This window comes from Ottowia oryzae (assembly GCF_003008535.1).
GTDB classification, from domain to species: domain Bacteria; phylum Pseudomonadota; class Gammaproteobacteria; order Burkholderiales; family Burkholderiaceae_C; genus Ottowia; species Ottowia oryzae.
Genome location: NZ_CP027666.1, coordinates 934,270 through 955,644 on the forward strand (window position 1 = coordinate 934,270; position 21,375 = coordinate 955,644).

Annotated in this window: 20 protein-coding genes; 13 read left to right on the top strand and 7 right to left on the bottom strand. The window is 68.0% G+C overall.

Annotation, left to right across the window (positions count from 1 at the left end; all coding sequences use genetic code 11):
• Nucleotides 1-16 precede the first annotated feature (16 nt).
• From C6570_RS04320 to C6570_RS04350, 7 genes are all read left to right on the top strand, one after another.
• A complete protein-coding gene (locus tag C6570_RS04320; protein WP_106702125.1) occupies nucleotides 17-1,198 on the top strand; it encodes an acetyl-CoA C-acyltransferase in 1,182 nt (393 codons plus the stop codon).
• Nucleotides 1,199-1,264: 66 nt separating this feature from the next.
• Nucleotides 1,265-1,930 carry an MSMEG_1061 family FMN-dependent PPOX-type flavoprotein gene (locus C6570_RS04325; protein ID WP_211297642.1) on the top strand — a complete coding sequence of 222 codons (666 nt, stop codon included), beginning with the start codon at nucleotides 1,265-1,267 and terminating at the stop codon, nucleotides 1,928-1,930.
• A gap of 156 nt (nucleotides 1,931-2,086) precedes the next feature.
• Nucleotides 2,087-2,758, top strand: a complete 672-nt coding sequence (locus tag C6570_RS04330) for an SDR family oxidoreductase (RefSeq protein ID WP_106702126.1) — start codon at nucleotides 2,087-2,089, stop codon at nucleotides 2,756-2,758.
• A gap of 108 nt (nucleotides 2,759-2,866) precedes the next feature.
• A complete protein-coding gene (locus C6570_RS04335; protein WP_245896295.1) occupies nucleotides 2,867-4,180 on the top strand; it encodes a glutamate carboxypeptidase in 1,314 nt (437 codons plus the stop codon).
• Nucleotides 4,181-4,228: 48 nt separating this feature from the next.
• The gene (locus C6570_RS04340; protein WP_106702127.1) at nucleotides 4,229-5,365 is read left to right on the top strand and encodes an acyl-CoA dehydrogenase family protein; all 1,137 of its coding nucleotides are present in this window, start codon (nucleotides 4,229-4,231) and stop codon (nucleotides 5,363-5,365) included.
• 141 nt (nucleotides 5,366-5,506) lie between these two features.
• Nucleotides 5,507-7,147, top strand: a complete 1,641-nt coding sequence (locus tag C6570_RS04345) for a DUF1800 domain-containing protein (RefSeq protein WP_211297643.1) — start codon at nucleotides 5,507-5,509, stop codon at nucleotides 7,145-7,147.
• A 33-nt stretch (nucleotides 7,148-7,180) separates the two neighbouring features.
• Nucleotides 7,181-8,386, top strand: coding sequence for a DUF1501 domain-containing protein (locus C6570_RS04350; RefSeq protein ID WP_106702128.1), 1,206 nt, complete (start codon nucleotides 7,181-7,183; stop codon nucleotides 8,384-8,386).
• Between the two features lie 126 nt (nucleotides 8,387-8,512).
• Here C6570_RS04350 and C6570_RS04355 read toward each other — a convergent pair whose 3' ends face one another.
• Together C6570_RS04355 and C6570_RS04360 are read right to left on the bottom strand one after the other, a co-directional pair.
• Nucleotides 8,513-9,367, bottom strand: a complete 855-nt coding sequence (locus C6570_RS04355) for a DUF7003 family protein (RefSeq protein WP_106702129.1) — start codon at nucleotides 9,365-9,367, stop codon at nucleotides 8,513-8,515.
• 54 nt (nucleotides 9,368-9,421) lie between these two features.
• Complete coding sequence (locus tag C6570_RS04360) at nucleotides 9,422-9,919, bottom strand: DUF421 domain-containing protein (RefSeq protein WP_106702130.1); 498 nt, start codon at nucleotides 9,917-9,919, stop codon at nucleotides 9,422-9,424.
• 49 nt (nucleotides 9,920-9,968) lie between these two features.
• On the opposite strand from C6570_RS04360, the gene C6570_RS04365 reads away from it, so the two are divergent.
• From C6570_RS04365 to C6570_RS04385, 5 genes are all read left to right on the top strand, one after another.
• On the top strand, nucleotides 9,969-10,394 hold the full coding sequence (locus C6570_RS04365; protein WP_106702131.1) for a YchJ family protein: 426 nt from the start codon (nucleotides 9,969-9,971) through the stop codon (nucleotides 10,392-10,394).
• Nucleotides 10,395-10,484: 90 nt separating this feature from the next.
• Nucleotides 10,485-11,873: a Trk system potassium transporter TrkA gene (trkA, locus tag C6570_RS04370; protein WP_106702132.1), complete on the top strand. Its 1,389-nt coding sequence runs from the start codon at nucleotides 10,485-10,487 to the stop codon at nucleotides 11,871-11,873.
• A 46-nt stretch (nucleotides 11,874-11,919) separates the two neighbouring features.
• Nucleotides 11,920-13,380, top strand: a complete 1,461-nt coding sequence (locus tag C6570_RS04375) for a TrkH family potassium uptake protein (RefSeq protein WP_106702133.1) — start codon at nucleotides 11,920-11,922, stop codon at nucleotides 13,378-13,380.
• Nucleotides 13,381-13,612: 232 nt separating this feature from the next.
• Entirely contained in the window at nucleotides 13,613-14,269 is a 657-nt protein-coding gene (locus C6570_RS04380) for an HAD family hydrolase (protein ID WP_211297681.1), read from the top strand.
• A 283-nt stretch (nucleotides 14,270-14,552) separates the two neighbouring features.
• A complete protein-coding gene (locus C6570_RS04385; protein WP_106702135.1) occupies nucleotides 14,553-14,963 on the top strand; it encodes a PaaI family thioesterase in 411 nt (136 codons plus the stop codon).
• A gap of 4 nt (nucleotides 14,964-14,967) precedes the next feature.
• Here the strand turns inward: C6570_RS04385 and C6570_RS04390 are convergent, their stop codons facing one another.
• The 3 genes from C6570_RS04390 to metX form a co-directional block, all read right to left on the bottom strand.
• Nucleotides 14,968-16,320 (bottom strand): amidase, encoded by a 1,353-nt coding sequence (locus tag C6570_RS04390; RefSeq protein ID WP_211297644.1) that lies wholly within the window; start codon nucleotides 16,318-16,320, stop codon nucleotides 14,968-14,970.
• A gap of 93 nt (nucleotides 16,321-16,413) precedes the next feature.
• Entirely contained in the window at nucleotides 16,414-17,007 is a 594-nt protein-coding gene (metW, locus tag C6570_RS04395; protein WP_106702136.1) for a methionine biosynthesis protein MetW, read from the bottom strand.
• Nucleotides 17,004-18,257 carry a homoserine O-acetyltransferase MetX gene (gene metX / locus C6570_RS04400; protein WP_106702137.1) on the bottom strand — a complete coding sequence of 418 codons (1,254 nt, stop codon included), beginning with the start codon at nucleotides 18,255-18,257 and terminating at the stop codon, nucleotides 17,004-17,006. The genes metW and metX overlap by 4 nt, the downstream gene beginning before the upstream one ends.
• Nucleotides 18,258-18,821: 564 nt before the next feature.
• On the opposite strand from metX, the gene C6570_RS04405 reads away from it, so the two are divergent.
• A complete protein-coding gene (locus tag C6570_RS04405; RefSeq protein ID WP_106702138.1) occupies nucleotides 18,822-19,403 on the top strand; it encodes an RNA recognition motif domain-containing protein in 582 nt (193 codons plus the stop codon).
• 109 nt (nucleotides 19,404-19,512) lie between these two features.
• On the opposite strand, the gene C6570_RS04410 is transcribed toward C6570_RS04405, so the two are convergent.
• Nucleotides 19,513-20,451 carry an IS481 family transposase gene (locus tag C6570_RS04410; protein WP_106702139.1) on the bottom strand — a complete coding sequence of 313 codons (939 nt, stop codon included), beginning with the start codon at nucleotides 20,449-20,451 and terminating at the stop codon, nucleotides 19,513-19,515.
• An 84-nt stretch (nucleotides 20,452-20,535) separates the two neighbouring features.
• Nucleotides 20,536-21,363, bottom strand: coding sequence for an SDR family oxidoreductase (locus tag C6570_RS04415; protein WP_106702140.1), 828 nt, complete (start codon nucleotides 21,361-21,363; stop codon nucleotides 20,536-20,538).
• Nucleotides 21,364-21,375: the final 12 nt, after the last annotated feature.

Here is a 21,375-nt window from a genome sequence, read left to right on the forward strand (position 1 = left end):
CACTAGGAGAATGCGAATGTCAGACCCCATCGTCATCGTTTCCGCCGCCCGCACCCCCATGGGCGCGTTCCAGGGCGACTTTGCCAACCTGGCCGCGCACGACCTGGGTGGCGTCGCCATCAAGGCGGCCGTGGAGCGCGCCGGCATTGCGCCCGAGTTGGTGACCGAGGTGCTGTTCGGCAACTGCTTGCTGGCGGGCCAGGGCCAGGCGCCGGCGCGGCAGGCGGCGTTCAAGGGCGGGCTGGCCAAGTCGGCGGGTGCGGTCACGCTCAGCAAGATGTGCGGCTCGGGCATGCGCGCGGCGATGTTCGCGCACGACATGCTGGTGGCGGGCAGCCACGACGTGCTGGTGGCCGGCGGCATGGAAAGCATGACCGGCGCGCCCTACCTGCTGCAAAAGGCGCGCGGCGGCTACCGCCTGGGGCACGACCGCATCTTTGACCACATGATGCTCGACGGCCTGGAAGACGCTTACGAGCCCGGCCGCAGCATGGGCACCTTTGGCGAAGACTGCGCCGCCAAGTACCACTTCACCCGAGAGCAACAAGACAACTTCGCGGTAGCCAGCGTGCAGCGTGCGCAGGCAGCTACGAATAACGGAGCGTTCAAGGATGAGATCGCCCCCGTCACGGTGAAAGACCGCAAGGGCGAGCGCGTGGTCAGCACAGACGAAGGCCCGGGCAAGATCAATGTGGACAAGATTCCCACGCTCAAGCCCGCGTTCAAGAAAGACGGCACGGTCACGGCGGCCAGCAGCTCCAGCATCAACGACGGCGCCGCCGCCATGGTGCTGATGCGCGAAAGCACGGCGCAGAAGCTGGGCGTGCAGCCGCTGGCGCGCATCGTCAGCCACGCCACGCACGCGCAAGAGCCGGAATGGTTCAGCACCGCGCCCATCGGCGCGACCGAAAAGGCGTTGGCCAAGGCGGGCTGGCAGGTGGGCGACGTGGACCTGTGGGAAATCAACGAAGCCTTTGCCGTGGTGCCCATGGCGCTGATGCACGATCTGAAGGTGCCGCACGACAAGGTGAACGTGAACGGCGGCGCCTGCGCGCTGGGCCACCCCATCGGCGCCAGCGGCGCGCGCATTCTCGTCACGCTGCTGTACGCGCTGAAGAACCGGGGCCTCAAGAAAGGCCTGGCCACGCTGTGCATCGGAGGCGGCGAGGCGACGGCGATGGCGGTTGAGTTGCTCTGATTTGAATAGCTGCTGGCGCTGGCCACACCAGCGCCGCAGGCCGATTTGGCTTGAAAAGAGGTTGCCATGATCGAATCCGTTGAAGCCTTGCGCCAGCTGTACCCGCAGGCATCGGCCCGCTCGCGCGCCAAGCAGCTGGACCGGCTGGACGAGGCCATGCGCCGCTTCGTCGCGCACGCGCCGCTGTGCGTGCTGGCCAGCGCGGGCGCGGCCGGCGGCCTGCTGGACGCATCGCCGCGCGGCGGCCCGCCGGGCTTTGTGCAGGTGGCGGATGAACGCACGCTGCTGATCCCCGACGCCACCGGCAACAACCGCCTGGACACGCTGGAAAACCTGGTGGCCGACCCGCGCATCGGCGTGCTGTTTCTGGTGCCCGGCGTGGACGAGGTGTTTCGCGTGAATGGCACGGCGCGCCTGCGCGATGAAGCGGCGTTCACCCAGCGCTTTGCCGCGCCCGGCGCCACGCGCCTGCCCGCCCTGGTGATTGAGGTGCAGGTGCAAGAGGCCTACCTGCACTGCCCCAAGGCGCTGATGCGTGCGCAGGTGTGGAACCCAACCGCGCGCGTGGCGCCGGGCACCTTCCCCAGCAAGCATGAACGCGATGCTGAAAAGCCAGCTGGGCAGCGCCATCGTCACCGAAACCGACGAAGAGGCCGCAGCGCGCTACCGCACGCAGCTGGCGGCCGAAGGTTTGTGACCGGGCTGGCGCGCTGTGTGCCGTTTGCGCTCTGAGACCCGATCCCATGAAATAAAACAGCCGCTGGCGCAGGTGCATAGAGCGCCAGCAGCTCACTATTCAATAGCAAATCGCCTGAAGACCCGGCTACGGAATCCGTCAACGCGCCGCCTCACCCGGCGCGGCCTCGCCCAACACTCCCCAAACCCACCATGAGCACTACCTTGATCATTGCCGCCTCGCGCGGTATCGGCCTGGAACTGGCGCGCCAGGCCATCGACGCGGGCGAACGCGTCATCGCCACCGCGCGCAGTGAGACGGCGCTGGCGCAGTTGCGCGAGCTGGGCGCCCAGGCCCTGCGGCTGGACGTGGCCGACGTGGCCAGCGTGAGCGGGCTGGCCTGGCAGCTGGATGGCGAGAAGATCGACACCGCCTGGTACGTGGCCGGCGTGATCTGCAGCCGCGCCAACGCTACCCAGCCGCCCACGCGCGAGCAGTTCGACAGCGTGATGCACACCAACGTGCTGGGGGCCATGCAGGTCATTCCGCAGGTGGTGCCGCTGGTGGAATCGGCGGGCGGGCGCATGGCCTTCATCTCCAGCGCGATGGGTTTGATTGGCGAGGTGGGCAGCTCGGGCGCGTGGCTTTACCGCGTGAGCAAGGCCGCGTTGAACATGGCGGTGAAGTCTGCCCAGGCCAGCTACCCCGGCGCCACGCTGGTGTGTCTGCACCCTGGCTGGGTGCAGACCGACATGGGCGGCAGCAGCGCGCCCGTCACCGCGGTACAAAGCGCCGCTGGCATGCGCCGCGTGATGGCGGCCGTCACGCCGCAGGACCAGGGCGCGTTTTTCTCGTACGACGGACAGCGCGCGTCAACATGGTGATTGGCGACGGGCGCGCTGGCGCATCAGCCCATTCGCCCAGCCCCGGCACGCGCGACACCCTGGGCTAAAGTGGTGGCATAAGTGACAGAACAAAACACGAGACAAATGATGCACGCCGGATTCGCCCGCCGCATGGGCTTCGCAGCCGTTACGCTGGCCTTGCTGATGACGGGGTGCGCGCACACCGCCGGCGCGCCCGGTGGGGCGGGCATGGCGGGCATGGCGGGTGGCGCACCCGCCGCCGTGGCGCCACTCGATCAGGCCCTGATGAACGCCGCGAAGGCAGAGCAGGCCGCCACGCTGCAAACGCTGCAGGCGCTGGTCAACATCGAAACCGGCACCGGCGATGCCGAAGGCCTGGCCGCCATGGGCGCGCTGCTGCAGCGCGAGCTGCAGGCGCTGGGCGCCACCGTCACGCGCCACCCGGCCGAGGCGGGCAAGGTGGGCGACAACATCGTCGGGCGCATCGCGGGGCGGGGCCAGCGCAAGCTGCTGCTGATCGCGCACATGGACACGGTGTACCCCCGGGGCACGCTGGCGCGGGCGCCGTTTCGGATCGACGGCGGGCGCGCCTACGGCCCTGGCATCGCCGACGACAAGAGCGGTGTGGCCGTGATCCTGCACACGCTGAAGCTGTTGAAGGCGCGCGGCTTCGACGGCTGGGGCGAAGTGGTGGTGATGTTCAACACCGATGAAGAGGGCGGCTCGTACGGGTCGCGGGCACTGATCCAGCGGCTGGCCGGCCAGGCGGACGTGGTGCTGTCGTTCGAGCCCACCACGGCGGGCGACGAGCTGCTGACCTGGGGCACGTCTGGCATCGTGTACTACAAGGTGGCCGTGCAAGGCCTGGCGGCCCACGCGGGCGCCAACCCCGAGCAGGGCGTGAACGCGCTGGTCGAAGCGGCCGACATCGTGCGGCGCACGCAGGATCTGGACGACCCCGAGCACAACCTGCGCTTCAACTGGACGCTGGGCAAGGCGGGCAGCGTGCACAACGTGGTGCCCGATCGGGCCGAGCTGCAGGCCGACATTCGCTACGCCGACAACGCCGCGCTGGAGCGCCTGCTGCGCACGCTGGAAAGCCGCATCCAGGGCGAAAAGAAGCTGGCCAAATCGGTGATCACCATCGAGGTGACGCGCGGGCGCCCCGCTTTCACCGCCACCGCCGAGGGCCGCGCGCTGGTGGACAAGGCCATTGCCATCTACAAGGAAGCGGGCGCGGTATTGACCATCCTGCCGCGCACCACCGCCGGTACCGACGCGGCGTACGCGGCGCTGTCGGGCAAGCCGGTGCTCGAAGGCCTGGGCCTGCCGGGCTTCGGCTACCACAGCGATCGCGAGGAGTACGTGGCGATCGACGCCATCCCGCGCCGCCTGTACCTGGTGTCGCGCCTCGTCATGGATCTGTCGCAGGGCCGCTGAGCCCGCGCACGGATTTCATCCACCCCTAGCCAACTGCCACCCTTCACCATGCTTCTCAGCCCCGACCATCAGGCCATCCGCGATGCGGTTCGCGTGTTCGCGCAGGAACAGCTGTGGCCGCACGCGCCCCAGTGGGACCGCGATCACCACTTTCCCAAGGCAGCGCACCAGGGCCTGGCCGAGCTGGGCGCCTACGGCATCTGCGTGCCCGAGGCCTACGGCGGCGCCGGGCTGGACTACCTCACGCTGGCGCTGGTGCTGGAGGAAATCGCTGCCGGCGACGGCGGCACCAGCACCGCCATCAGCGTCACCAATTGCCCCTACAACGCCATCCTGATGCGCTACGGCACCGAAGCGCAAAAGCAGCAATGGCTGGTGCCGGCCGCGCGCGGTGAGATGCTGGGCGCCTTCTGCCTGACCGAGCCGCACGTGGGCAGCGACGCCTCCAGCCTGCGCACCACGGCGGTGCGCGAGGGCGATGAGTACGTGATCAACGGCGTCAAGCAGTTCATCACCAGCGGGCAGAACGGCCACGTGGCGGTGGTGATCGCCGTGACCGACAAGGCGGCCGGCAAAAAGGGCATGAGCGCCTTCATCGTGCCCACGCACAACCTGGGCAACCCCGGCTGGGTGGTGGCGCGGCTGGAAGACAAGCTGGGCCAGCACAGCAGCGACACCGCGCAGATCAACCTGGAAAGCTGCCGCGTGCCGGCCGAGAACCTGATCGGTCAGGAAGGCGAGGGCTACAAGATCGCCCTCAGCGCGCTGGAAGGCGGGCGCATCGGCATCGCCGCGCAAAGCGTGGGCATGGCGCGCAGCGCGCTGGAGGTGGCCATTGGCTACGCCAAAGAGCGCGAGAGCTTTGGTACCGCCATCTTCAACCACCAAGCCGTGGGTTTTCGCCTGGCCGACTGCGCCACCCGGCTGGAGGCGGCGCGCCAGCTGATCTGGCACGCCGCCAGCCTGCGCGACGCGGGTCTACCATGCCTGAAGGAAGCGGCCATGGCCAAGCTGTTTGCCAGCGAGACGGCCGAAGCGGTGTGCAGCGCCGCTATTCAAACGCTGGGCGGCTACGGCTACGTGAACGACTTTCCGCTCGAGCGCATTTACCGCGATGTGCGCGTGTGTCAGATCTACGAAGGCACCAGCGACGTGCAGAAGATCATCATCCAGCGCGCCTTGTAAACCGGGCGTTGCCGGTAGCGGGCCCTAACATGAAGCGCCGCTGAAGTTGGCGCGAAAGTGTAAACACCGGCCATCCGCGGTAGGCGCACAGGCGTTGTCAGCATAGGCTTGGAACAAGCCGCTGACTGAAGCACGCCCCGTATGAAGCCCTCACTTTCCACGCTGCCCTTGCGCAGTGCCCGTTGGCCCGGCGTTGCCGGTTTGTTGCGCAACCAGGGCCAGCGCGGGCGATGGCTGGGTGGCTTGCTTGGTTTGGCGCTGGTCGGTGGCTGCGCGGCCGTGGGCACGTCCAGCGACCCGGCCACCGCGCTGCAAAGTGCCACCCGCTTGACCTGGGGCGCCAGCGTACCCGCCGTGGCGGCCTTGTCGCGCAGCTCTGCGCAGGCTTGGCTCGACGCGCAGCTTCGCCCATCGTCAGCGCCGCCCACGCTGCCCGGCCCGGTGCAGGCGCAGATCAATGCGATGACGATCTCGCAGCGCCCCGTGGCCGAACTGGTGGCCGACATGGTGCAGCAGCGCCAGGCCGCCAACGCGCTGCCTGACGATGCGGCCAAGCAGGCCGCGCGCAACGCCTGGCAGCAGGAGATGAACCGCCTGGCGCGCGAGGCCGCCCAGCGCCACCTGCTGCGCGCCGTGTATTCGCCCCGCCAGGTGCAAGAGCAGATGACCTGGTTCTGGCTGAACCACTTCAGCGTGTTCCAGGGCAAGGGCGAAATCCGCGCCATGCTGGGCGACTACGAAGACAGCGCCATCCGCCCGCATGCGCTGGGGCGTTTCCGCGATCTGCTGGGGGCCGTGGTGCGCCACCCGGCCATGCTGCAGTTTCTGGACAACGCCCAGAACGCTTCGGGCCGCCTCAACGAAAACTACGCGCGCGAGCTGATGGAGCTGCACACCCTGGGCGTGGACGCGGGCTACACGCAGCGCGACGTGCAGGAGCTCGCCCGGGTGCTGACCGGCGTGGGCGTGCAGACCAAATTGGGCGGCGATCAGCCGCGCCTGCCAGCGGCGCAGCAGGCCCTGTACGTGCGCCAGGGTTTGTTTGAATTCAACCCGCGCCGCCACGACTTCGGGCCCAAGGTATTCCTGGGCCAGCCCGTGCCCGGCCAGGGCCTGGCCGAGGTGGATCAGGCGCTGGACCGCCTGGCCCGCGCGCCCGCCACCGCGCGCTTCATCAGCGGCAAGCTGGCCCACTACTGGCTGTCAGACGACGCGCCGCGTGCGCTGGTCGACCGCATGGCGCAAACCTTCCAGCGCAGCGATGGCGACATCGCCGCCACGTTGCGTACGCTGTTCACTTCCAATGAGTTCCAGCGCGGCGCCGGTGGCAAGTTCAAGGACCCGATGCGCTACGTGGTGTCGGCACTGCGCCTGAGTTATGGCGACACGCCGATCCTCAACACCGCGCCCGCGCTGGGCTGGCTGAATCGCCTGGGCGAGCCGCTGTACGGCCGCCAGACGCCCGACGGCTACCCGCTGAACGACAGCGCCTGGTCCAGCTCGGGCCAGATGGAAACGCGCTTCGAGCTGGCCCGGGCCATTGGCGCGGCGCGGCCCGATCTGCGCCAGGCCGTCGAACCACCGGTGCCCGGCAGCCCCGCCGCTGCGCCCACGCCGCCCGCTGCACCCTTGCCCGCACCCGACGGTGCGCATGCGCTGTACGGCCAACCCCCGGGCGCCGACGCGCTGGGTGCGCGCACCCGCCAGGCGTTGGGCCAGGCCAAGTCGCCGGCCGAGTGGAATGCCCTGCTGCTCTCGTCGCCCGAATTCATGCGCCGCTGAAAGCGCGCCCCCTTCTTAGCCAAGGAATCTGTCATGCAACGCCGTCGTCTTTTGCAAACCCTGGGCATGTTGCCTATCGCCGGTGGCGCGGGTGCGCTGCTGGCCGCCCCTGCGGCCTCGTCCAAGCTGCTCATCGTCTTTTTGCGCGGCGCGTACGACTGCTGCAACCTGCTGGTGCCCACGGCCAGCAACTTCTATTACGAAAGCCGCCCAGACATCGCCATCGCACGGCCGCCTGCTGCTGGCGCCGCCGCCGATCCGGCCAACCCCACGGCCATCGCGCTGGACGCCAACTGGGGCCTGCACCCTGCGCTGGCAGGCAACCTGTGGCCGCTGTACCAGAAAGGCGAGCTGGCTTTCGTGCCCTTTGCGGGCACGGACGACACCTCGCGCAGCCACTTTGAAACGCAGGACGGCATCGAGCTGGGTCAGCCGCTGGACCGGCGGCGCGACTACCGGTCGGGCTTCCTGAACCGCCTGGCCGAAGTGGTCAACGGCGCCGCGCCCATGGCCTTCACCGACCAGCTGCCGCTGTCCATGCAGGGCCGCGCGCAGGTGCCCAACATGGCGCTGCGCTCTGTGGGCAAATCCGCGCTGGACGCGCGGCAAAGCCGCCTGATCGCCGACATGTACGAAGACACCCCGCTGGCCGCGCCCGTGCAGGAAGGCTTTGCCGTGCGCGCCAACGTCGCCCGCCAGCTGAGCGCCGAGATGGACGCCGCCGGTCGCGGCGCCGTCAGCGCGCGCGGCTTCAGCGCCGAGGCGCAGCGCATCGGCCGCCTGATGGCGCAGGGCTACAACCTGGGTTTTGTCGACGTGGGCGGCTGGGACACCCACGTCAACCAGGGCGGCGTGAAGGGCGACCTGGCCACGCGCCTGGGCAACCTGGGCGACGGCCTGGCGCAGTTGCCCGCCGCCATGGGCCCCGCGTGGCGCGACACCACGGTGGTGGTCATCAGCGAATTTGGCCGCACCTTCCGCCAGAACGGCAACCGCGGCACCGACCACGGCCACGGCACGGTGTACTGGGTGTTGGGCGGCGGCGTGCGCGGCGGCAAGGTGTTGGGCGAGCAGGTGGTGGTGGACCAGGCGCACTTGTTCCAGAACCGCGACCTGCGCGTGCTCAACGAATACCGCGCGGTGCTGGGCGGCCTGTTCGCCCGCCAGTTCGGCCTGCGCCCGGCGCAGCTGGCCAAGGTGTTCGACGGCGTGGCGCCGCGCGATCTGGGTCTGGTGTAACGCGGGTTAGGGATGAAAACCCGCCCTGGCGCAGTTGAGTCGTGCGCCGGCAGCTATTGAAAATATAGTGCAAGTGCTGCTGAACCGTGACGCGCGCTGCGCCCGCTCAGGCGCTTGGCACCACCGTCAAATGTTTTCCCAGCGCCGCCAGTCCGTGTTGGCTGGCCCGGGCTGGTAGGCACTGCGGTCGTTGTGCGCCATCGCGCGGGCCAGGCTTTGCCAGCTGGCCAGTTCGCCGGGCTTCTGTTCGTTGGCGAGGTCGGGGTGCTCCCATTCGTACAGCGTCATGAAGTGCGGGGGCAGGCCGCCTTCAAAAAAGACAGCCACTTCTTGCGGCAGCGCCCACAGTTTTTCGCGGTGCTGCTCGATGAACGCCAAAGCGTAGGCGGGCACGATGCCTTCGCTGGCGTTGCTGCGCGCCAGTTGCTGCAGTTCGGCCAATTCGGCTGCGCTCACCGGCTGGCCGCGCACCTGGGCGGCCCGGGGCAGGCCGTGCTCCAGCTCGTCGTCGCCGGCGTAATCCATCTCGATCTCGGCCGGGTGCAGAAACTTGTCTTCTTCCGAAGGCCCTTCGCTTTTCACGGACTGGTGATAGTGCTGGACCATGTCCTGCACCTGGTTCATCCGCTCGGCCACGAAGCCCTGGCCTAGCGCCGCGCCTTCCATCAAGGCCTGCGCCAGCGCGAGTGGGTCGTCGGCGTGGGCGCCCAGCTCGCGCTGCGCGTCGGCCTGCCACTCGCTGTGCCGGGCGTTCATGTAGCCCATCCAGGTGCGCATGCGCATGCGCGGGCCCAGCGGGTGGATTTGCGTGTGCACGTCCTGGTCCCAGCCCACCATGTTGAAGACGATGGCCCAACGCGTGTCGTCGCGAAACACGTCCAGCCGGGGCGCGACGAAGGCAGCGCCCGCGTCGAACATCGGGATGTCGTCCAGCCCGGCCTGGTCCAGCGTGTTCAGAATGTCTTGGGCGGTGTAGTTCATGGGCGCGGATGTTAAGGGCGGCGCACGCCAGGCCGGCTGGTGCGGCCTGCCGCGTCAAACGCCGGTGTCGGCCGTGCGCAGGGAATCGCGGTTGCGCAGCACCACGGTGATCTGCCCGTTGGTTTCGATGGTGGCTTTTTGCACCTCGTGCGTCTGCAGGCAGCCCGCCGCGCGCAGCGCCGCGTGCACGTCGTCGGCGGTCAGGCGCTGGTCGCGCATGACGTTGGCATCCAGCTGGCCGTCGCTGATCAGCGTTTCCGGGCGGCCGTCCACCCAGTGCGCCAGGCGCGGGTGCCGCCACATCAGGTGCGCCATCAGCGTGTGGCAGCCAATCAGCGTCAGCGCCGAAATCAGCCCGCCCACCAGCGAGTTGTCGCCTGCGTTCATGCTGTTTTGCACCGCGTTGGACAGCAGCATCAGCAAGATCAGATCGAACGGGTCGTACTGCCCGATCTGCCGCCGCCCGGTCAGGCGCAGGAACAGCAGCAGCAAGGCGTATACGACCAGGCCGCGCGCGACAAACTCCCACCAGGGCACGCTCAGATGAAACATGGGCAATCTCCGACAATAGCTTTCAAACCCCGCGATATTGCCCCAAGCCATGCCCTCCCGTGACAGCGCACCATGCCCCTGCGGCCGCCAGAATGCCCGCCGCCAGCCCTTGAGCTGGGGCGCCTGCTGCGGCCGCTACGTCGACCACTGGGGCAGCACCCCCGCGCCCGATGCCGAAAGCCTGATGCGGTCGCGCTACAGCGCTTTCACGCAAGAAAGGGCAGACTACCTGCTGGCCACCTGGGCCGCCGAGCACCGGCCGGCTGCGCTGGATTTCGACCCCGGCGCGCGTTGGCTGGGGCTGGAGGTGCGGGCGCAGCAGGCCACTGGCGATGACCGTGCCGAAGTGGAATTCGTCGCCCGCTGGCGGGTGGCCGGGCGCGCCGTGCGCCTGCACGAACGCAGCCGCTTCGTGCGCGCGGCCGACGCGCAGGGCGTGTCGCGCTGGTGGTATCTGGACGGTGACCAGATTTGAAGTGTTTTTGGTCTTCGGCGCCCTACACACCAGCGCCATCAGCTATGAAAACAGAAGCAAAAGAGTGCCCGCACCCGCGCGGCTGACAACATGAGAATCATCATTTTGGGCGCTGGCCGCGTGGGTGAAAGCGTGGCCGAGACGCTGGCTTCCGAAGCCAACGACATCACCGTGGTCGACCCGGACCCGGAGCGCCTGCACGCCCTGGAAGACCGGGTGGAACTGCGCGGCGTGACCGGCAACGGCATTCAGCCGTCGGTGCTGCGCGGCGCGGGGGCCGAGGACTGCGACCTGTTCATCGCCTGCACGTCGGCCGACGAAACCAACCTGGTGGCCTGCAAGATCGCGCACGACGTGTTTGGCATACCCAACACCATCGCGCGGCTGCGCTCGCCCGAATTCGTGGCGGGCGACAAGCTGCTGGCCAAGGACGGCTTTGCGGTCGACCATGTGATCTGCCCCGAGGCCTCCGTCACCCGCTACATCCACCTGCTGATCGAATACCCCGAGGCGCTGCAGGTGCTGCAGTTCTCGCAGGGCAAGGCGCACCTGGTGGCTGTGCGCGTGGCGCCCGACAGCCTGCTGGCCAACCACAGCATCGCCGAGTTTCGCGCGATGAACCCCGACCTGCCGGTGCGCATCGTGGCCCTGTACCGGGGCGACCGCGACCAGGCGTTTGACCGCGACACCCGCGTGTTCGCGGGCGACGAGATCTTCGTGCTGGTGCCGCGCGAGGGCGTGCGCGCCACGCTGCACGCCATCGGCAACCCCGACCGGCCCGTGCGCCGCGTGATGATCGCCGGCGGCGGCCGCGTGGGCTTGCGGCTGGCGCGCAGCCTGATCGGCAAGTGCGAGGTCAAGCTGATCGAGCGCGACCGCGCACGCTGCGAATACCTGGCGTGCGAGCTGCCGCCGGAGATGCTGGTGCTGCAGGGCGACGGCGTGGACGAAGAGCTGCTGATGGACGAGAACGTGGCCGACATGGACTTGTTCATCGCCATCACCAGCGACGACGAAGACAACATCATGGCCGCCATGCTGGCCAAGCGCCTGGGCGCGCGGCGCGTGATGGCGCTGATCAACCGCCGCGCCTACGCCGACATGATGCAGGGCAGCACCATCGACATTGCCATATCGCCATCGAACGCCGTCATTGGCGAGCTGCTGATGCACGTGCGCCGCGGCGCGGTGGCGGCGGTGCACAGCCTGCGCCGTGGCACGGCCGAAGCGCTGGAGGGCGTAGCCCATGGCGATGCGCGCACGTCGCGCCTGGTGGGGCGGCGCGTGGAGCAGATCACCTTGCCCGCGGGCGCGCGCATTGCGGGCATCGTGCGCGGCACGGGCAACGACGCGCGCGTGGTCAACCCGACGCACGACGCGGTGATCGAGACGGACGACCACGTCATCATCTTCCTGCCGCACAAGCGCATGGTGCGCGAGGTGGAGAAGCTGTTCCAGGTGCGCGCCACCTTCTTCTGATCGTCACCGCCGCCGATCGCCGCCTGTCCCGTTTGCTGCCTGCCGTATGAAGCGCTTTGCCGCCACCTTTCTCGTGCTCTCGTGGGTGATCATGGGGTTCTCGTTCGCCTTCCTGGTGCCCATGGCGTGGGACTGGCTGGGTGAGGGCGGCCAGAACACGCGCGTGTGGTCGTGGTGCTTTCTGTTCACGCTGCTGAGCGGCACGTGGCTGTGGCTGCGCACGCGCCACACCTCGCGCGAGCTGTCGGTGCGCGACGGCTTCTTGCTGGTCACGCTGGTGTGGGTGGTGCTGCCTTTCTATGCCGCGCTGCCCTTGCTGTTCGTGGTGCACGGCATCAGCTTTACCGACGCGTACTTTGAAGCCATGAGCGGGCTGACCGCCACCGGCGCCACCACCCTGGCGGGGCTGGACCTGCTGGCCCCGTCGGTCAACATCTGGCGCTGCTTCCTGCAGCTGATCGGCGGGCTGGGCATCATGCTGCTGGCCGTGGCGGTGCTGCCTCTGCTGGGCCTGGGCGGCACGCAGCTGTACAAGGCCGAGATGCCCGGCCCCATGAAAGAGCAGCGCCTGACGCCGCGCGTGGCCGAAACTGCGCGCGGGCTGTGGGGTGTGTACTTCGTGCTGTCGCTGGCGTGCTTTCTGGCCTACCGCTGGTTTGGCATGAGCTGGCCCGACGCCTTCATGCACATGTGCACCACCGTCGGCCTGGGCGGCCTGTCGTCGCACGACCAGAGCTTTGGCTACTGGAATTCGCCTGCGCTGGAGTGGACGGCCGTGCTGTTCATGACGCTGGCGGGCGTGAGCTTTGCGCGCTACTTCCTGATGTGGCGCCTGCATTCGCTGCAGCCGCTCACGCGCGACGCCGAGGTGCGCGCCTACGCCTGGGTGCTGGTGCTCAGCACGGTGGTCATCACGGCCATGCTGCTGGTCAACGGTGTGTACCCCGACTTCGCCACCGCGCTGCGCCAGGCGGCGTTTCAGGTGGTGTCGGTGGCCACGACCACCGGCTACGCCACCACCGACTACCTGCTGTGGCCCACCTTCGTGCCGGTGCTGCTGCTGTTTCTGGGCTGCTTCGTGTCGTGCGCGGGCTCGACCGGCGGTGGCATCAAGATGGTGCGCATGCTGGTGCTGGTCAAGCTGGCGCAGCGCGAGCTGGTGCGCATCCTGCACCCGCGCGTGGTGCGGCCGGTCACGCTGGGCCGCGTGACGGTGCCGCCCGACGTCATCTGGGCCGTGATGGCCTTCATGCTGATCTACGGCGGCGTGATGGTGGGGCTGACCATGGCGATGCTGGCCACGGGGCTGGACGTGGTGACCTCGTTCACCGCCGTCGTCGGCAGCCTGAACAACATCGGGCCCGGCATGGGCAAGGTGGGGCCGTCGGGCAACTTTGGCGGGCTGACGAACGTGCAGATCTGGGTGTGCACGCTGGCCATGCTGCTGGGGCGGCTGGAGCTGCTGTCGGTGCTGGTGCTGTTCACGCCACAGTTCTGGAGGAGATAAGTCCACCCCCAGACTTCAGTCGCTGCGCGATGTTTCGTCACCCCCTCAGGGGGCACGGCCAGTGGCCGGTGCAAGCTTGGCCACGGCGGTTGCTTGCTGGCCTGCTCCGCCGCCGCTCGCTCGGCTTTGTGCGCAGGGCGCTGGGCACATCGGGTCACAACGTGGTCGCCGCTTGCATCGAACTTACCTCGCTCCGATCCGCTTGGTTACTGGGAAACTCTGCCGTATGACGATGACTTTTGAAGCCGTTCTTTTTGATTGCGATGGCGTGCTGGTGGACAGCGAGCCCATCACCATGGCCGTGCTGCGCGACATGCTGGCGGATGCGGGTTGGGACATGCCGCTGGCTGCATGCATGGCCGAATTCGTCGGCGTCACCGTGCGCAGCAAGGCCGCGCTGATCGAAGCGCGCACCGGCCGGCCGCTGACCGATGCGTGGATGGCCGAGTTTTACGACCGGCGCAACGCCGCTCTGCAGGCCGATCTGAAGGCGATCGCCGGCGCCGACGTGGCGGTGCAGGCGGCGCACGCGGCCACGGGCGGTCGCATTGCCTGCGCATCGGGCGCCGACCGCTTCAAGGTGGAAATGCAGCTGGCGCAGGTCGGCCTGGCGCGGTGGTTTGGGGGCGCGGTGTTCAGCGGCCACGAGTTGCCCCGCACCAAGCCCGCGCCCGACGTGTACCTGGCCGCGGCGGCACACCTGGGCGTGCCGCCCGCGCGCTGCCTGGTGGTGGAAGACACGCCCACGGGCATCCAGGCTGGCGTGGCGGCCGGGGCGACGGTGTGGGCCTACGCGCCGCCGGGCGTTGACGCTACGCCGCTCTTGGCGACCGGGGCGCAGCGCGTGTTCGCGCACATGGCGGACCTGGCGACACTGCTCGGGCGCTGAGCTGGCCGGTTGCTGGGCCGCAGAGGCTGCGTCCTGGCGTGTTCGTCCATTGACCAATCTACTTCAAAATTGATAGCTGCTAGCGCTTGTAGGGACTGCGCTAGCGGTCGGAAGTGCTTGTAAACAATCGGATCGCCGGTGCGCGGCTGGCACGCCGGGTCAGCGTGCGAATGGGTCAAGCTGGCGCAGCGCGCACGCCGCGTGGCGGCCAGCGCCTTGTCGCCGCAGGGGCAGGGCCTTCGGCGGCACCCCGAAAAGCCTGAACAGCCGCTACCATGCCGCGATGACCGACACCGCCACCTTGCAAGCCGCCCTGTCCGACTACTTCGCGCCCTGGGTGCAGGCGCTGCATCTGCAGGTGGAGCCGGCGCAGCCCGAAGGTGCGGTGCTGCTGCGCCTGCCACACAGCGACCAGTTGGCGCGCACCGGCGGCATGCTGTGTGGCCAGGCCATGATGGCCGCTGCCGACACGGCGATGGTGCTGGCGCTGATCGCGCATTTCGGCGAATTTCGCCCCTGCACCACGGTGCAGCTGAGCACCAGCTTTCTCAAGCCGCTTTCCGGGCAGGACGCGCTGATCCACGCGCGCGTGCTGCGCGCAGGCAAGACCATGGCGTTCGGTGAGATTGACCTGAGCAGCGCCGCCGACGGCAAAAGCGTGTGCCGCGCCAGCACCACTTACGCGCTGCTGTAACAGCCTAGTCGGCCAGCGCGGCTTCCACCGCTTCGCCCAGCGCCAGGATGCGCGCATCGGCCATGGCGGGTCCGGCCAACATCAGGCCCACGGGGGCTTGCCCGCGCGCGTGGCAGGGCAGCGACAGGGCGCAGCCGTCCAGAAAGTTGATCAGCGTGGGGTTGCGCAAGATGAGGCCGTTAGCTGCGGTGTAGGCGTCGTCGCTGGCTTGCAGCTCAGCGATGGGCGGGGCGACGACGGGCACGGTGGGCATGACGAGCGCATCGAACGCGGCGATGCGCGCTTCCATCCGCGCGATCCAGCGGCGGCGCGCGTGCAGCAGGTCGATGTAGTCGGCCGCGCCCATGGCTTGCGCGCCCCGGATGCGGCTGGCCACGCGCGGGTCGTAGCCGTCGCCGCGCTCGCTCAGCAGCGCGCGGTGCCAGGCCCACGCCTCAGCGGCAGCCAGCGTGCCGCGCGCGTGCAGGGCAGGCAGCTCGGCGAATTCGGGGATGTCCACCCGGATGACGTGGGCGCCCGCGTCGGCCAGGCGCTGCAGGGCGCGCTCGAACGTGGCGGCCACCGTGGCGTCCATGCCATCCAGCACCACCGTCTGCGGCACGGCCAGGCGCGCGTGGCGCAGCGGGCGCTCCGCCCCGCTGGGCGCGGGCGAGCCTGCCAGCACGGCATCCACCAGCGCGCAGCAGCGCACGCTGGCCGCCAGCGGGCCCAGCGAATCGAGCGAGGTGGACAGCGGCAGCACGCCATCGTTGGGCACGCGCCGCTGCGTGGGCTTGAAGCCGGTCAGCCCGCACAAGGCGGACGGGATGCGCACCGAGCCGCCCGTGTCGCTGCCGATGCCCAGCACCGCCATGCCGTCGCTCACCGACACGGCTGCGCCGGATGAAGAGCCGCCCGGAATGCGGCCGGTGGTGCGGTCCCACGGGTTCTTCGGCGTGCCGTAGTGCGGGTTCAGGCCCAGGCCGGAGAACGCGAACTCGGTCATGTTGGTGCGCCCCACGATCACGGCGCCTGCGGCGATCAGCCGGTCGATCACCGGTGCGTTGCGCGCGGCTGGCGCCGCGCCTTTCAAGACAGCAGAGCCTGCGGTCGTGACCTGCCCGGCCACGTCGAACAAATCCTTGACCGATATCGGCAGGCCTTCCAGCGGCGAGCGCACGATGCCTGCCGCGCGCAGCGTGTCGGACGCCTGCGCAGCGGCGCGGGCGCGGTCGGCGTCCAGCCGGGTGAACACGCGGGCGCCTTCACCCGCCGGGTCTTGCGCGCGCGCCAGCGCGGCTTCGGTCAGTTGCAGGGACGTGGTGCGGCCAGCGGCCAGATCGGCGGCCAGCGCGGTGACGGTGGGCAGGGCGTTCATGGTGGGCCGATGGTAGCGGCGCCCTGCGGCGTGGCGGCGCGCCGGCCCAACCGGTTGGTTCGGCGGCCCCCTGCCTGCCGCGCGCGGAGAGGGTCAGCCCGCGCGAGCCGCCGCCAGCTTGAACACAGCCGTGGCGGCCATCAGGTTGGGCAGCATCCGCACCTCTTGCCCATGCTGCAGGCCGAAAGAATCCAGCACTTTCAGCCCGTTCTTGCGCGCCAGCGCGTCAAAGTCCTTGTACGTGCCCACGCGGATGTTCGGCGTGTCGTACCACTGGTAAGGCAGCCGCCGCGTGACCGGCATGCGCCCGCGCGCCACGCTCAGGCGGTTGGGCCAGTGCGCGAAGTTGGGAAAGGCGACGATGCCCACACGCCCCACGCGCGCGGTTTCGCGCAGCATGGTTTCGGCATTGCGCAGGTGCTGCAGCGTATCGATCTGCAGCACCACGTCAAAGCTCTGGTCCTGGAACGCCTTCAGCCCCTGGTGCAGGTTGAGTTGCAGCACGTTGATGCCGCGCTGCACGCAGGCCAGCACATTGGCGTCGTCGATCTCGATGCCGTAGCCCGTGCAGCCTTTCTGGCGCGTGAGCAAATCGAGCAAGGCGCCGTCGCCGCAGCCCAGGTCAAGCACGCGAGAACCCTCGGGCACCAAGCGGGCGATGGATTGAAGCAGTGCGGTGTCGCTCATGCGCCTGCTCCTGCGGGTGGGTTTTCAAGCGTTTTGGTGCTCTGGCGACCGTCCAGCGTGCGCGAGATGCTATCAAAATAGGACTTCACGACGTTCATGTAGCGGGGGTCTTCCAGCAGGAAGGCGTCGTGGCCGTGGGGCGCGTCGATCTCGGCGTAGCTCACGTCGCGGCGGTTTTCCAGCAGCGCCTTGACGATCTCGCGGCTGCGCGCGGGCGAAAAACGCCAGTCGGTGGTGAAGCTGACCAGCAAAAACTTGGCCGCAGCCCGTGCCAGGGCCTGCGTCAAATCGCCACCGTAGGCGCGCGCGGGGTCGAAGTAATCGAGCGCGCGGGTGATCAGCAGGTAGGTGTTGGCGTCGAAATAGTCGCTGAACTTGTCGCCCTGGTGGCGCAGATAGCTTTCGATCTGAAACTCGACATCCTGCGTGCTGTACAAGTAATCGCGGAGATCCGGCGCCGGGCCGCCCCGAGCCGGATCAGCCCCCGCGGGGGGCAGCGAAACACGCGAAGCGGGGAGCGTGGGGGTACGCAGACTGCGGCCGAACTTGTCGTTCATTACGTCGTCGCTGAGGTAGGTGATGTGGCCAATCATCCGCGCGATGCGCAGGCCCCGCTTGGGCACCACGCCGTGGCGGTAGAAGTGACCGCCGAAGAAGTCGGGGTCGGTCACGATGGCGCGGCGCGCCACCTCGTTGAAGGCGATGTTCTCGGCCGACAGGTTGGGCGCGCTGGCCACCACCACCGCGTGGCGCACGCGCTGCGGAAACTGTAGCGTCCAGCTCAGGGCCTGCATGCCGCCCAGGCTGCCGCCCATCACAGCGGCCAGCTGCTCGATGCCCAGCGCGTCAAGCAGCCTGGCCTGCGCGTTGACCCAGTCTTCCACCGTGACCACCGGGAAGTCGGCGCCATAGACTTCGCCGGTATCTGGGTTGGTGTCCATCGGGCCGGTGGAGCCGAAGCACGAGCCCAGGTTGTTGATGCCGATGACGAAAAAGCGATTGGTATCCACCGGCTTGCCGGGGCCGATCATGTTGTCCCACCAGCCTTCGCTGCGGTCCTGGCCCTCGTAGCTGCCCGCCACGTGGTGCGACGCGTTCAGCGCGTGGCAGATTAGCACGGCGTTGTCGCGCCCCGCATTCAGCTGGCCATAGGTTTCGTAGGTGAGCGCGTAGCCGCGAAGCTGCGCGCCGCTTTGCAGCTGCAGCGGCGCGTCGAACGACATCGACTGCGGGGTGACAAAGAAGCTCATGATGGCAACAAAAAACCCGGGCCGCCAAAACGGCGCCGGGTTTCGTTGCGCTCGGTTTTAGCGGAATTTATTGAGCGCCCGCAAGCTGAGGCAAATCGGCGCTGAAGAACCAGTATAGCGCGCAGCCGGCAGCGAGGTGCGCCTGCCAGCCCCAGCGGCGGGCCTTTGCCGATCTCAACAGCGTCGGTGGCGGACTCGGGGCGCCCTTCGCCCATTTTGGGTGGCTTCGTCCCACATAGTCGTCGCCAGTGCTGACCTGCTGGGGATGCGCGGCGAAGGTGCATCTTGTTAGAGCATGTGTCTTTTAAGGGCGAAAACCGGTGTTGTCGTATCTTGCGCGCAACAAAGTGCCTGTTCAATAGCCGTTTAATTTGGTCGGGGATTTTCCGGATGCTTGACTTTGGGGGTTCTGCCGCATAATTCTTCGCGTGTGCGTTTGGCACATCTTGTGGTCTTTGCGGTGAACACAGTCAGTCTCCCTTCCTTGCCGGCCCAGCACAGCTTCGTCGAAGGCGGTTTGCGGACTCCATCGCTTTTCTTTGGTCTTTGAGGAGTCCCTGTTTAATGGGCAACAAACTGTACGTCGGCAACTTGCCGTACTCGGTGCGCGACGCCGATCTGGAGCAAGCATTTGCCGAATTTGGCTCGGTCACGAGCGCGAAAGTCATGATGGAGCGCGATACCGGTCGCTCCAAAGGCTTTGGCTTCGTTGAAATGGGCAGCGACGACGAGGCGCAGGCAGCCATCAACGGCATGAACGGCCAATCGCTGGGCGGCCGCAATGTGGTGGTCAACGAAGCGCGTCCGATGGAATCGCGTCCCCCTCGCACCGGTGGTTTCGGTGGTGGTGGCGGCGGCTACGGCGGCGGCGGTGGTGGTTACGGCGGCGGTGGCGGCGGCTACGGTGGCGGTCGTCGCGAAGGCGGCGGCGGTGGCTACGGTGGCGGTGGCCGTCGTGAAGGCGGTGGTGGCTACGGCGGCGGCGGCAATGCTGGCGGCGACGGCAGCTTCCGCAGCCCCTACGGCGCAGGCCCCCGTGGCGGTGGCGGCGGTCGTCGTGAAGGCGGTGGCGGTGGCGGCTACGGCGGTGGCCGTCGCGACGACCGTTACGACGGTGGCCGCGATGGCGGCGGCGACGACTATTGATCTGCCGAGTCGTTGACTCAAACTTGGCGCCTTAGGGCGTTAATCAAAAAAGGCCCCGTTTTCGGGGCCTTTTTCATGGGATTTTCGGGAGGGGCCGTCTTCGCGAGATCTAGCTGTTGAGTTGCAATAGGTTGTTCCCGCAGAGGCGGGAGGCTGGCGTCTTGTAGCCCAAAGCCGAGTGCGGCCTTCGTGTGTTGTAGTAGCTCAGGAACGCCGGCAGCCACTCAGTGCGCTCGGCGCTATTGGCCCAGATGCGGCCGTAGGCCCACTCGCGCAGGCATGTCTGGATGAACCGCTCGGCTTTGCCATTGGTCTGTGGGCGGTAAGGCTTGGTGAACGTGTGTTTGATGCCCAGGGCCTTGCAGGTCTTGGCAAACAACTGTGAGCGGTAGGCCGACCCGTTGTCCGTGATCAGGCGCTTGATCTTCACTCCGAGCGCCTCGTAGTGCGCCACTGCTGCCAGCAGAAAGCTCACGGCCGAGCTCTTGCGCTCGTCGGCGTGCATCTGCACGAAGCTCACGCGCGAGTGGTCGTCGATCGCCACATGGGCGAACTCCCAGCCTGCGCCGTCCACCGAATCGCGTCGATCGCCCGTCACCCGATGGCCGGGACGAACAATGCGCCCGAGCTTCTTGGTGTCGATATGCAGTAGCTCGCCGGGCGCTTCGCGCTCGTAGCGCACCGCCGGCGCCGCCGCATCGAGCGCCTTGAGGCTGGACAGGCCCAGCTGGGCGAGCAACCGGCAGACGGTGGCGACACTGCGCCCCACCACCGTGGCGATGTGCCGCATGGGCATACGCGCGCGGCGCAGCAGCTCGATGCGCTGGCACAGTGCCTGATCCAGGCTCGTGCGGATCTTGGCCGGGCGCGAGCTGCGGTCCAGCAGGCCCTGCTCACCGTGTTCCTCGAAGCGCTTGCGCCATTTGAGTGCAGTGCGCGCGCTGATGCCGGCGGCCTCAGCGGCCGCCATCAGCCCCATCACAGCAATGCGTTGGACAAGCAACTTGCGTCCTTCAAGGGTCAATCTGGCATTCTTGTGGGTGTTCACTCGGTTGTTCCTTGTGGTGACTGAAGCTTGGTAACTCCAGTCTCCCAGATACTTCCGGGTGAACAACCTATTGAAACATCACATCTAGCGATGCTCGCCTTCGCGCGCCTTGCGTCCACGGCCCTGCAGGGCGCGGTCGAACCAGCTGTTCGGCAACATGCGCAGCAGCTTCGCGACAACGCCCATCTGCCACGGGATGACGAAGTAGCTGCGGCCGGCCTGAATCGCGCGAAACGCGCGGTCAGCGAAATCCGGCGCTGACATCAGAAACGGCATGGGGTAGCGATTTCCTCGCGTGAGCGCCGTATCGATGAACCCTGGCAACACCGTCAATACCCGCACGCCCGTGCCGCGCAGCTCGCCCCGCAGGCTTTCGCAGTAGCTAACCACGCCCGCCTTGCTGGCGCAGTACGCGCCGTGCCCTGGCAAGCCGCGAATAGCCGCGACGCTCGCAATGCCTACCAAGGTGCCGCTGCCGCGTTCACGCATCAGGCGAATGAAGGCGTGAAACGTCGCCGCCATACCGACGTTGTTCACGGCGAACGTGCGCGCCATCACGTCAAGATCGCCTCGCTCGGCGGTGTCCATGCCGATGCTGATACCTGCGCTGGCGATCACCAGATCAGGAAGCCCTTGCTGAGCCAGGCACGCGTGCGCGGCGGCGATGACGCTGTCAGGCACCGCCACATCGGCTGAATAGACTTGGCAGCGCTCAGTCGGCCATCCTTGTGCCTGCACCCAGGCCCGCAGTTCGTCGGCGCGGCGAACGACCAGCGCCAACCGCCAGCCCGCCTGGTGGTAGCGGCAGGCCAGCGCCTGCCCGATGCCGCTGGATGCGCCAGTGATGAAGGCCAAGGGCGCATTAGCCCGCTCCGAGCGCGGCGAAGGTGGGAGACTGGAGGTGTCAGCCATGTCGCAACGGCC